General features: G+C 51.1%; 9 protein-coding genes and 1 rRNA gene. 8 read left to right on the top strand and 2 right to left on the bottom strand.

What is annotated here, in order from left to right:
- Nucleotides 1-84: 84 nt before the first annotated feature.
- Both rrf and MNU25_RS03025 read left to right on the top strand, forming a co-directional pair.
- A 5S ribosomal RNA gene (gene rrf, locus MNU25_RS03020) occupies nucleotides 85-201 on the top strand.
- A 238-nt stretch (nucleotides 202-439) separates the two neighbouring features.
- On the top strand, nucleotides 440-970 hold the full coding sequence (locus MNU25_RS03025) for a hypothetical protein (RefSeq protein ID WP_240983721.1): 531 nt from the start codon (nucleotides 440-442) through the stop codon (nucleotides 968-970).
- A gap of 388 nt (nucleotides 971-1358) precedes the next feature.
- Here MNU25_RS03025 and MNU25_RS03030 read toward each other — a convergent pair whose 3' ends face one another.
- The gene (locus tag MNU25_RS03030) at nucleotides 1359-2711 is read right to left on the bottom strand and encodes a cytochrome b N-terminal domain-containing protein (protein ID WP_240983722.1); all 1353 of its coding nucleotides are present in this window, start codon (nucleotides 2709-2711) and stop codon (nucleotides 1359-1361) included.
- Nucleotides 2711-3193, bottom strand: coding sequence for a QcrA and Rieske domain-containing protein (locus MNU25_RS03035; RefSeq protein WP_240983723.1), 483 nt, complete (start codon nucleotides 3191-3193; stop codon nucleotides 2711-2713). The genes MNU25_RS03030 and MNU25_RS03035 overlap by 1 nt, the downstream gene beginning before the upstream one ends.
- A 218-nt stretch (nucleotides 3194-3411) precedes the next feature.
- On the opposite strand from MNU25_RS03035, the gene MNU25_RS03040 reads away from it, so the two are divergent.
- The 6 genes from MNU25_RS03040 to MNU25_RS03065 all read left to right on the top strand — a co-directional run bounded on the left by MNU25_RS03040 (nucleotide 3412) and on the right by MNU25_RS03065 (nucleotide 12277).
- Nucleotides 3412-4674, top strand: coding sequence for a metallophosphoesterase family protein (locus tag MNU25_RS03040; RefSeq protein WP_306425011.1), 1263 nt, complete (start codon nucleotides 3412-3414; stop codon nucleotides 4672-4674).
- Nucleotides 4671-8285 carry an SbcC/MukB-like Walker B domain-containing protein gene (locus MNU25_RS03045; protein ID WP_240983725.1) on the top strand — a complete coding sequence of 1205 codons (3615 nt, stop codon included), beginning with the start codon at nucleotides 4671-4673 and terminating at the stop codon, nucleotides 8283-8285. The genes MNU25_RS03040 and MNU25_RS03045 overlap by 4 nt, the downstream gene beginning before the upstream one ends.
- A 667-nt stretch (nucleotides 8286-8952) precedes the next feature.
- A complete protein-coding gene (gene xerA, locus MNU25_RS03050) occupies nucleotides 8953-10086 on the top strand; it encodes a site-specific tyrosine recombinase/integron integrase (protein WP_240983726.1) in 1134 nt (377 codons plus the stop codon).
- 121 nt (nucleotides 10087-10207) lie between these two features.
- On the top strand, nucleotides 10208-11065 hold the full coding sequence (locus tag MNU25_RS03055) for an SDR family oxidoreductase (protein ID WP_240983727.1): 858 nt from the start codon (nucleotides 10208-10210) through the stop codon (nucleotides 11063-11065).
- Between the two features lie 151 nt (nucleotides 11066-11216).
- Nucleotides 11217-11858, top strand: a complete 642-nt coding sequence (locus MNU25_RS03060; protein WP_240983728.1) for a nucleotidyltransferase domain-containing protein — start codon at nucleotides 11217-11219, stop codon at nucleotides 11856-11858.
- 170 nt (nucleotides 11859-12028) lie between these two features.
- Nucleotides 12029-12277 carry a DUF6429 family protein gene (locus tag MNU25_RS03065; protein WP_240983729.1) on the top strand — a complete coding sequence of 83 codons (249 nt, stop codon included), beginning with the start codon at nucleotides 12029-12031 and terminating at the stop codon, nucleotides 12275-12277.
- Nucleotides 12278-12285 lie beyond the last annotated feature (8 nt).

Here is a 12285-nt window from a genome sequence, read left to right on the forward strand (position 1 = left end):
GAGGCGAAATCCAAAAGACAGTAAAGAGAAGAATCTGTGCAGTTTTGAGAGAGCATGGCTTGAAAAAGTCAGTTCATCTCAAGATCTGGTGACTTTACCGGAGGGGTTCCACCCGATCCCATCCCGAACTCGGAAGTTAAGACCTCCAGGGCTGATGATACTTGGGGAGCAGTCCCCTGGGAAAGTAGGACGTTGCCAGGTAAAGAAAAGGACTACAAGGAAACTTGTAGTCCTTTTTGCCGTAGCGGAGTCCAAGTTCCGACATCTGACCTCCGGCCTCGGACTTCTGATTCGACCTCCGGCGGAAGGGTCCGCCATAATTCTTAATTCATAAAATACTTGCCGTTTTTTGCGGGTTTCAGTCTGTGCATATTTCCGCCCCTTAGGGCAAAACCTAGAACAGTGGCGTTTAGAGTAATCACTAAGGAGGAAAATGTACATGAAAAAAATGTTCGTCCGGGCCGCGGTTACATTCGTTTCGCTCCTGCTGCTAACCGCCGGCTGCAGCCAGACCGCGCCGAATCCGGCTTCGACCGGCACAGCAGACTTAACAAATAAGGTTAACAACATTGTTGCCAAAGCGATACCGAGATTTAGCACGCAAATGAAAGGCGTGTCCGATTCGTTTGATAACGTGTACTATGCGGCCAAAGGGGGCAACTGGGCTTTAGCAAAATATATGGCTGACTTGGCTAACAATTTTATGAGTCCGACGCAAATTACCAAACCACAGCTGTACAGTCTCTGGGCTTCGTTTGACAAGGCCAATCTGGCGGCGGGTTCACCGCTGGACAAAGCGTTGAACAGTAAAGATTTCTCAGCTTTTAAGACAGCATATAACGACGTCATTTCGAATTGTAACAGCTGTCATGCTAGCCAAGGTTTCAAATACATTCAGAAGGTGAAGGCCGGCGCTCCGGTTACCAACTTGAATTTCAGCGCTTCCAGTGAACCCGGCGATTTCCATTGATGGACAGTGCCCGCACGCTCGCGGCTTCAGTCATGAGTTAAGGCGCCCTTTCATATGACGAATTAAGAGCCGGATATGAGCCAGTGAGTAAGGAAGCCTTCCGCCGTGTCGGGAACACGGGGGAGGCTTCCTTTGGCATTGCAGACGCTCACTTTTAACAGAGTGCTTAGGTCAACACAGAAAATAATATTGGGGGTTTCCTAGGGTATGTCAGACGTCTGTGCGGCAACGCGAATAATGGCTGAAAATTAGTTTTCGGGGTAGACCCCGATGCCGCTAAGGCAGTACTATCAGAGTATGAAGATGGGTGCCGGAGTGCACACGCTCGCCGCGACAGTCTGCAGTGGAGACCGTCGCGGCGTACGCCCGATGAGCCAATGGTTTTTGGTTAATTATTTTTGGCACCGGCCTTAATCCAGTTTTTGACGGTCTGAATTTGATCTTTGCTCAAGGGTTGCAGTCCGAGGGGCATTTGCGGCGCCACTTTTCCCTCGATGCGTTTGACCAGGAGGGAAGCGTTTGGATGGCCTGGAACGACATTTTTCTTCATAACATTCGCGTACGTGTCTAAGGAATATCCGCCACTTTGGCCGTGGCAGCCAACGCAGCGGCTTTGAAAAATAGGATCGATATCGGCTTTATAACTGGGGGCGGCTATGACGCCGGTCGTCGGCAGGGGTTTTGGTACTGAACGGATTCCCTGATAAGTTAAGAAGCTCAAGCCCACTACCAGAACCGCGGCGATACTGAGAGCGAGGGGGCGTTTGCGGGGACTGCGGGAAGGGTTGCGGTCGATCCAGGGAAGCCCGAACAAGACGATGAGCAGGAGGAAAGGCAAGCCAACCATGGCGATCACGTCCAAGCGGCCGGGAAAATACTTGAGCGCCTGGTAAACGCCAAAGAAATACCAGGCCGGGGTGGGCACATAATGGTTCCGGTTCAAGGGATCGGCGGGGCTTCCCAGGGATTTAGGATATACGCCCGCCAAAATCCACAAAGCGGCTGCTACGACGAGAACCAGTAAGATCATGCGCAAGGCCACGTTGGGGTAGAAAGGGATGGACTTTGCTTCAATATCTTCGCCGCGCTGCTTGGCTGCTTCGAGTTTGTCGGCGACCGACATGCCTTGGCGCAAGACAAAGAAAAAGTGAGGTGTGAAGGCGAGGAGTATAATAAGGGGCAGGACGAGCATATGGACTGCGTAAAAGCGCGTCAAAGTGGCTCCGGTCACTTCCAGACCGTTGCGCATGATTCTGAGGATATATTCTCCGATTAGGGGTATGTACCCCGGCATAGCGCTGCCTACAGTCGTGGCCCAGTAGCCCTCTTGGTTCCAGGGCAGCAGGTAACCGGTGAACGCCAGCCCTAGGGTGGCAAGGAAGAGGATGACCCCCATAATCCAAGTCAGCTCACGGGGTTTTTTGTAGGCTCCTTCGTAGAATACCCTGAGCAGATGGAGAAAGACCAGCACCACCATGAAGTTTGCTCCCCAGGAATGCAGGGAACGCACGTAGGAGCCCAAGGTCACGGCCTGTAGTGCCTTGATGCTATTATAGGCCTCAGCTGCCGAGGGAATGTAGGCTGTCGCCAATAAGATGCCGGTGATAGCCTGACTGGCAAAAGCGAACAAGGTGGCAAACCCCAGATAATCGAGAAAATTACTGGGCTTGGGAATCGGGTGTTCAAAAACGGACCGAAGCAGGTCACTGAATTGCAAGCGTTCATCCAACCAACGTCCCATTATGCTAACCTCCCGCCGACTATAACCGAATTGCCTTGGACCCGGATGATCCGTCGATATAAAGGACGCGGTGGGGGTCCTCCCAGGACGTGCCCCTTCATGTCATAAACTCCCCCATGGCAAGGACAGGCGAACTTTTTTATGGCGGGGATCCAGTTCACGGCACACTGGAGATGAGTACAGTGAAAATCCAAGGCGATCCAGCCTTCGTCACTCGTATTGATCACATATACACCCTGTTCGATACCGCCGTATTTGTAAACGACAAGTTTGGGTGTGTCTAGGGAGAACTCGGTCGTCTTGCCCACGGGCAGCAAAGGGTCGGAACCGATGGCAGGGGGTGTTAAGTACCTGCCGATGAGGCCAAGGTAAGCGATTCCCAGCACTCCGCTGATGCCGGCGATGCCGGTCTTGAGGAAGCGCCTTCTGGGAAGGCCTTTCCCGTCGCTCAGCGCGTCTCTTTTTCCAGGTTCATCAGTCATATCTTTACCTCCCTCACGGTCAAAGTCAGAGATGTTTCCGCCTTCAGGTTAGATGTTCCCCGGAAGCGGGAAGTTTATGCTGAGCGCTGGGCAAGCACGGGGCCGGAGAGTCCGGATAAGAAAAGAAGCTTTGTTTTGTTCCGTTAGAATCAGCGGCAAGTGCTCAGGATTTTGTCCCGCGGATCACCTATAATAGAAATTGATCTCCAAGAAGGGAAGTGCTGTCATTGCGGATCTTACATACCTCAGACTGGCATCTGGGGCGCCAGCTGGAAGGGCGCAGTCGCCAGGAAGAGCAGGAAAAGTTTATTGACGAACTTTGTGAAATCACTGAAGACGAAAAGGTTGATCTGGTGCTGATCGCCGGAGATGTGTTTGATACGGTCAATCCACCGGCCTGGGCTGAAGAGTTTTACTATGAAGCGCTGGACCGTCTGGCGCGCGGGGGCAAGAGGGCGGTGGTCGCAATTGCCGGCAACCATGATAACCCAGAACGGCTGTGTGCGGCCAGTCCTCTGGCTGGGCGCCATGGCATCGTTTTGTTGGGAGAACCGAAAGAGACTCTTGCCCCCAGTCTGACCCTATCCGAGAAGCGGGTGAGCAGGCCTGCCGCGGGCCAGGGTTGGGTCGAACTCGGAGTACCCGGTTGCCGGGAGACGGCGGTCGTTGCTATGCTTCCTTACCCGTCCGAGTCGCGTCTCAATGAAGTCTTAAGCGCTTCACTCGATGAGGAAGTTTTGCGGCGGGAGTATTCGCAGAGGATTTCTCTGCTTTTTGGCAGGTTGGCGGCCAAGTTCCGGCAGGACAGCGTTAATTTGGCCCTCAGTCACCTCTTTGTCCGGGGCGGACTGGAATCTGATTCGGAACGCCCTATCCAGTTGGGGAGCGCTCCGGCGGTGGAACCCGGTGCTTTGCCTGCGGGGGCAGACTATATCGCTCTCGGTCATTTGCACCGGGCGCAAGCCGTTAAAAGCGCTCCGGGGCCGGCCCGCTACTCGGGAGCTCCACTGGCGTACAGCTTTTCCGAGGCAGGACAGGCAAAATCCGTCATTTTGCTTGAGGTGTGCCCGGGGCGGGCGGCTGCCCTGAGGGAAATCGTCCTCAATGCCGGCTATCCTTTGGTCAGGTGGAAGGCGAAAGAGGGGCTGGCCCAAGTCTACCGCTGGATTGAGGAAAAAAGAGATCCGCAGGCCTGGATTGACCTGGAAATCTGCCTGACCAATCCCCTCAGCCCCAAGGAGGTTCAGGATTTGCGCCGCCTGCGGGAACGGATCGTTAATATCCGGCCTGTTTTCCCGGCCTTGGAAAAGTCGGCGGCGTTGGGACGGGCCGGTCTGCCGATTGATGAGCTGTTCCGCCGCTTCTACCGGGAAAGGTCGGGTGGGGCGGAGCCGGGGGACGAACTCGTTCGTCTGTTCTTGTCCTTACTGGAGCGCAATGACGGGAGAGGAAGCAAAGGGGAGGAGGGGGAGAGCGCATGAGGCCAGTTCGTTTAGAAATTACGGGTTTGAATAGTTTTAGCGAAACGCAGGTTGTGGCTTTCGATCAACTAAGCGAGACCGGCGTGTTTGGCATTTTCGGCCCCACAGGCAGCGGCAAGTCGAGCATATTGGACGCCATCACGCTCGCTTTGTACGGAACCGTTGAACGGGCGGCCAATCATACCCAAGGAATTTTGAATCACGGGGCAGAACGGTTGAGTGTAAAGTATACGTTCTCCCTAGGAGAGGGTAAACGGCGTAAAAACTACCGGGCGGAACGATCCTACAAGCGCTCTGGGGAGAGAACTGTCACCGCCTCTGTTTGCCGTTTAGTCGAGGAAAATTGCGGGCAAGAAAAAGTGCTCGCGGCGAAGGAAAAAGAAATGACCAAAGCCCTGGAGGGGATCTTGGGGCTAAACTCGGAAGACTTTACACGGGCGGTGGTTTTACCTCAGGGTAAATTTGCCGAGTTTCTGACCATTAAACCGCGGGAACGGCGCGAAATGCTGGAGAGGCTGTTTGCCCTGGAGGCCTACGGCAAAGGGTTAAGTACCCGTTTAACGGAACAGTTGAAGCAGACAGAATTCGACCTGCATGGCGTCGAAAAAGAACAACAGGGATTGGGGGACGCTTCCGCGGAGCGCCTGCGCCAGGCGGAGACGGAGTACAACGAAGCGATAATCGTCGCGGCCGGAGCGGAGCAGCAGCTCGCGACCCTGCGCTCGCTCTATGAAACGGCGAAAGAAATTTGGGATCTTCAGGAGGAACTGCGCCAGAACGGAGAGCGAAAGAAGGCCTGGGAAGCCCGGCGCAGCGCTGTAGCGGACAGGCAGAAACGATTGGGCCTGGCTGAGGCCGCCGAAAGCCTGAGACCGTTGCTGATCGCCTTGAAACAGGCGGAAGAAGCACAACGGGAGGCAAGGAGAAAAGAAAGCGAGCTGAAAGCCCGTTTGCGTGAGGCTGAGCTTGATCGGGAAAAAGCAGCCGGGGTTTGGCAAAAAGCGAACGAGGAGCGGTTAAGCCGGGAACCGGGGATCTTGCGCCGGCTGGAACGTTTAGAACAGGCGATCCAGTTGGAAAAGGAGATTGCGGAGAGAAAGAATCTGTTGGGGAATTTGCGGAACCGCTACAGTTCCGAGGCCAAGAAGAAAGAGGAATGGGCGGGGAATCTCGAGGCGGTGGCTGGCAAGTTGCGGGAAGTCAAAATGTCTTGGGAAGCAAAGAAAAAACGCCTGGCGGATATTCAAGTGCCGTCGCTCCAACGTGTTAAAGTTAATGCCTTGGCCCAAGCTCTGGATGTGCTGCAAGTGCTTTCCGGCCAAATTGGCAGTTTGGAAAAGGATTGTGCCCGCAACCAAGCGGAAGAAGAGACTTGGCAAGGTGAAGTGAGCCGCAAAAAGAGCTTGGCAGAAAAAGCCCTGGCCGAAAGCGACGGTTTAAAAGAAGCTTTGTTGGACTTGCAGGACCATCCCCCGGGAGATGAAGAGACTCTCGCCACGAGGGCCGTGGTATATGAACGATTCAAGGCTCGGCTGGACAAAATCGAACAAGCGGAAAAGGAATTGAGGGAAGAGAAAGAAAGACTCGAGTTGGGTTTGGCGGACTCTCTGGGGCGCGGTGAAAGATTAGAGGCCTTGGAGAGGGAGTGCGCCGGGGCACTCAGGCATAAGGAAGAGGCCGGCGCAGAAGAAGCGAATCAGGCCGGTTTACTGAAGACCCTGGAGACCAAAAATCTCGCAGGTATCCTGGCACAGGAGCTAGTAGAGGGGAAATCTTGCCCCGTGTGCGGGTCGGAGCATCATCCCCTGCCGGCACAGGCCCCGGCCGCGGAGGAAGTCGTGCGGGCGCGAACGACTCTGGAAGAGGCCAAAGAAACACGGACGAAGTGGGAAGAGCGGGTCAGGACGATTGAGACGCGTTTAGCCGTCGAAAGAGCCCAAGCCCAGACCTTGCTTGATCAGTTGGAAGACCAAAAGATTTCTCTCCGGCTGAAAGCCGCCGGCGTTGCTGAGCTGAGAGAACTTTTACCCGAGGGAGACCGGGACAAGAGCCTGACAGGGCTGCGGAACGAACTCGAGGCGAAACTGACCGGCTTGGAGAAGGAACGCGCCGCACTGCTGCGTTGGCGTCAAACGAAGAATGATACGCAAGAAAAGCTGGAGAAAGCGCAGTCGACCTCCGCCCGGGCCCAGGAGGAAACCGGCCGGGCCCAGGTCCATTATGCCGCGGCGACTCGGGCGGTAAAAGATTCATTGGAACGGTTAGCCGGACTGAGAGAAGAGTTGGACCGGAAACAAAAGGAGCTGGATGCAGCCCGGGGTGACATACACCTGGAGGATATCGCAAACTTGCAGAAGACCTATGCCGAATGGGATTCGGAAGCAGAGCAGATTAACAGGAGTTTGGCCGGGGCTGAGGTCGAGATCAAGGCTCTGACAGAAAAGCAGCAAGAGATGCAAGAGGAAGGGAACCAGCGGGAACTGAACCTGCAGGAGCTGGCCATCAGCGGGCGTGAGTTGAAGAAGGCCTTGGATATTGACGAGGGCAGGCTGCGCGAGGTGACGGGAGGCGAACCGGCAGTCTCCCTGGCCGGGGCGGAAGGGGCTAAGCTGGCAGAACTGAAGCGCTTGGAGGAGGAAAGCAAAAAGGCATTGGAAGGAGCCCAGACCCGGCAGAACCGGGCCGAACAGGATCAAGCCGCGGTCAGTAAGGAAGTGGACCTGAAAGAGCAGGGCTTAAAGGAGACCGAGGTCAAATTGAGCCAAGGACTCCGTCTAGCCGGATTCGTCAGCGCCGCCGCGGCCGAAGCCAGTCTCTGCAATGAGCAGGAACGCCGGCAAATGACAGAGGAAATCAAGACCTTTCAACAGGAAGAATCTTTTCTCAAAGAAAACCAAAGCCAAATCGAGGCCCGACTGGAAGGACGGAGTATTTCCCCTGCGGAATGGCTGGCCTGGCCCGTTAGGTTGAAAGATGCGGGCAGGGTCCATAATGAGGCGATGGAGCGGCGGGGGGTACTGCAGAACACTTTTCTGCAGCTCAAAGAAAAGCAGGCGCAATGGGAGACCCTGGATAAGCAGAGAAAATCTTTGAGTCACCATCTCGCTTTGCAGAAAGAGCTCCAGAACATCTTGAAAGGCAATACATTCGTGGAATTCATCGCCGAAGAACAACTGATTCACGTGGCGTACGACGCCTCTGAACGTTTGGCGCAGCTGACAAACTACCGCTACGCCCTGGAAGTCGATTCCGAAGGAGGTTTTGTAGTTCGGGATGATGCCAACGGCGGTTACCGCCGCCCAGTAAACAGTCTGTCCGGCGGCGAAACTTTTCTCACCTCGCTGGCCTTAGCTTTGGCGCTTTCCTCACAAATCCAATTACGTGGCGAAGTTCCCTTGGAATTTTTCTTCCTGGACGAAGGGTTTGGTACTCTGGATACGGAACTCCTGGAAATCGTTATGACCACTTTGGAGAAGCTCCGCCTGCAAAACCTGACCATCGGCATCATCAGCCACGTCCCCGAGCTGCGTCACCGTCTCGCCCGCCGCATCATCGTCATCCCCGCCAGGCCCGGCGGAGCGGGCAGCAGAGTCAGGCTGGAGATGGGGTAAGAAGGATGCCTTGGCGCAAGAGCAAAACCGAGACGCAAGACAAGACCAATGTCCCAGACCAAGACCAAGACCAGAACCAAGGCCAAGAGCAAAATCAAGACCAAAATCAAGAACTAGAATCAAGACTAAAACCGCGGCGTTCACCCAACTTGCTCTAAGCCATCTTAAAAAGTCATAAAGAGGTCGCTAAGAAGTCCGGCACTTTCGCACTCCAACCGGTATTTTCGTACTCCCAGAGTCTCCCGCTTGCGGATCCGCTTCTCGGGCGGGAAATGAGAAGTTCTGTCGGGAAGATTTCTATGGATAAGCAGAAGTAAGTTCCTATAATGGTAAAAAAGGTATATAATAGGGGCTACCATGGCATTAAAGCTAAAGAAGGAATTTGACCGCATTTCCCGTAGCCGCCGCCAAGAAGCCAAGAGGCAGGTGACTTTATGACGTCAATCGATCTAGTCCCTTTAGACCTTTCTTTTGTTGCATTTACCCTGTTGGGAACGTCACTTGCAAGCCCATAAAAACCCGTAGAGAGTAAGCCGGCTTAATATAGCCAGATTTACTGTCTCACCAATCTCACTGGGGGGGGGTTGCCATGACCTGATGGTTTATTTCTGACAAGCCCAGAAAAAATGGACCAAGTTGTGCAGGTGTGTGCTACAGGGGTGTACCGGTGACGGTGAGAAATCATATGGGGCGTGATTGTGTGGCTATTCAGGTCAATAAGGGGAATGACGAAAATCTTATAATAACCTTCGAGTACAGTCCGGCGAGGGTGAAAAAAGTGAAGCAAGTAACCAGACGATGGAACCCCTTGGGAAAGTACTGGGAAATGCCTTTTACCGAAGATGCGGTGGAACGTCTTGTAAAAGCGTTTGCCGACGAAGAGGTAAGATTTGACCCGTCCATCGATCTGAATTGGACGGATGCCCCATTCCTGGGACCAGAAGGGCTGTCCCGGTTAAAACGCCTTCTCGATGAAACGGAGTCGGCACTTACCCTCCGGGGTTACAGTAGCCAAACGATAGAGGCCTACAAGGGCCATGCGGAACGATTCCTCGTTTTTACAAAGAAACTGCCTGTGGACATTGATCAGAAAGATATCGAAAAGTATCTCCTTCATTTGCTCGAACATGGGGAACGATCAAGTTCATACGTGAACCAGGCAATCAGCGCAATAAAACACCTCTTCAGGGACACGGAACAAATGCAGAGCGTGGCTAACTTGCGGTTGCCAAGACCAAAGAGAGAGCAGAAACTACCCGATGTCTTGAGTCGGGAAGAAGTACAAAACGTCCTTAAGCAAGTAAGCAATTCCAAACATAAAGCCATCCTGGCACTGACCTACTCAGCGGGTCTAAGGGTCAGTGAAGTAGTGAGCATCCGAATCAAGGATATCGATGTCCAACGTATGCTCATCCATGTGAGACAGGGCAAAGGAAGAAAAGACAGATATACGATTCTATCAAAGACTGCAGTCGACGTCCTACGAATCTATATGAGGCAGTACAATCCATCTGATTGGCTGTTCCCAGGGGAACAGGCTGGAACGCACCTTACCGAGCGCTCCGCCCAGAAGATTTTTGAGACAGCCTGTAAAAAAGCCGAAATCAAAAAAGATGTGTCGATCCATTCCCTGAGGCATTCGTTCGCAACCCACTTGCTCGAAGCGGGGACTGATCTAAGATATATCCAGGAGCTCCTGGGACACAAAAATTCCAAGACGACAGAAATCTATACACATGTTAGTCAGAAAGACATCGGCCGTATCCGAAGTCCGTTAGACAGCTTGAATCTCGATGGGTAGGCAAAGGCGGTATATATGAAATACCATTCGCATATAATCCTGCCGACAAATATTTAACGAATTTCGCTAAATTAACGTTATGTATAATTCGCTTGCATGTTATGAATCGGGGTCTGTTTGGATGAAGAAAATCATTGTCATTGGGTCAAGTGGATATTTAGGGACAGCTATTACAGATTTGGCAAGTCGAACTTACCCAGTGATTGCCACATATCGCACCACCCCTTGTCCAGTTTACAATAGCAACACGGGTCATGTTCGTGTAGATTTTGAAGATCAACAGAGCGTTATCGTTATACTACGGCTGATTCAAAAAACTGATATAGTGATTGTTGCATCAAATGTTGAATATGGCTCACTGAACAAAACAATTCTCTGCAATTACCATGGCATGCTATACACTTTGCAGAGAGATAGAATCAAAACTATCTTTATCTCATCAGATGCAGTTTTTGATGGGAAGGAAGATAAATACGCTGAGGACAGTGTTCCTAATCCAATTACCGATTATGGAAAGCAGAAATTTAAGTCGGAGAGGATTATCGGCGAGCGTCAGAATGTAATCATTCGTACCAGTTATATATACGGCAGTAACCGATACGTAGTAGACAAAAGGTTTTGGGAAATTGAAAATGCAGCGGAAAATGACAGCACGATCAATAAGGCATCAAATCTAATTCGAAATCCAATTCACGTTGTAGATCTAGCGAAGGTTATTCTACTACTGAAAGAAAAGACTGGAATATTCCATGTTGCTGGACCAAGGATGTCAGCATATACGTTTTACCATTTTCTTGCGAAAGAGGCAGGAATTATCGTTGATATTAAGGAAGTAATGCTAAAACAAGAACAGGCGAACGAAATTCCTCTAAACACAAACTTAGTTTCCAATAAGCTTCGTAATTTGGGAATCCATATACCGAGCGTGAAAGAGAATAGTGGAAGAATTTATCCCGGGTCGACGGCGAACTACACATAACACGGTATTAGCGACACTTTGTAATGCTATTGGGTGAAAAGACGCATCGTTAATACCTGAACGTTATGTGACATTGCATGATAGTTGTTTGTGGATAAAATTTTGTGCAAGAACTTTATGTGCCATTCATTCTGAAGGAGCTGTATTACTGGTGAGAATTGACAAAAACGATGTGCTTGGGGGACAATCCATATTAAAGGTGAGACAGTTAATGAAGCGTGGCTCATGGGGTCCTTGGAACGAGACTTTAGTTAGTGATGTTCTTGGTTTGGACAGTGCCGACTCTAATAAGTTAATTCAAGTTCTTATAGACCAAGGTTTCGTTGAGCGAATGACTGATCCCACAGGCGAAGTTCAATATATAAATACAATAAAAGGCAACGCTTTGAGTATGGCTTCAGCTGCAAAGCCAATATCTCGTGTAACGGCAGAGAAGAAATTGGAAGAGTTCCTTAATCGGGTACGACAAGTTAATGGTAATCCAGACTACTGCTATTTTGTAAAGAAAGTATTATTATTTGGTAGCTTACTGACTGAGGCAAATGAGGTTAATGACATTGATTTAGCTGTCGAACTCGTAAATAAAGAGGATTTTCATAGAAGGCATAGAGACAGGGTAAACAAGGCGTTAAAAGAGGGTCGCCGTTTTCCGAACGTAGTTGCTCAGGCTTATTGGCCCAAAGAAGAGGTTTTACGTTTTCTAAAAGCTAGGTCAAGAGTTTTTAGTATACATGATATGGATGATCAAATCCTTCACAAAGTAACAAGTAAGGTTATTTACGAACAACCATAGGGAAACTTTTGAAGGGTGGCAACGTCACATAACAGAGTGTTTGCGACGCTTTGCCAATATGCAAGCGGGTTGGGACGCGTCGCAAACACTCAGGACGTTATCTGAAACTGCTGGGTTTGTTAAAGATGATTAAGCTGAGATTTTTAAGATGATTAAGAGGAGTTGTTGCAATGATGGATGAAATAGTGAAGGAGCTTACCCTTTTGCTCATGTACCTAACTTCATGGAAGGAAGATGTGGGTTTTGCTCAAGCAAGGCGTACATGGAAAGGATATCCTTTCGAGACAATCAACAAGTTAACAGATGAGGAATTGATATCAGGTAGCCAGCGCTCAAAGTCGGTGTATTTGACAGATGAAGGGGTTAAATTGGCTGAACAATTAGGAAAGAAATATTTGAACGAAGAGATAAAGCTCTAAGCTTGATT

It is taken from the genome of Acididesulfobacillus acetoxydans (assembly GCF_902729405.1).
GTDB lineage: Bacteria > Bacillota > Desulfitobacteriia > Desulfitobacteriales > Desulfitobacteriaceae > Acididesulfobacillus > Acididesulfobacillus acetoxydans.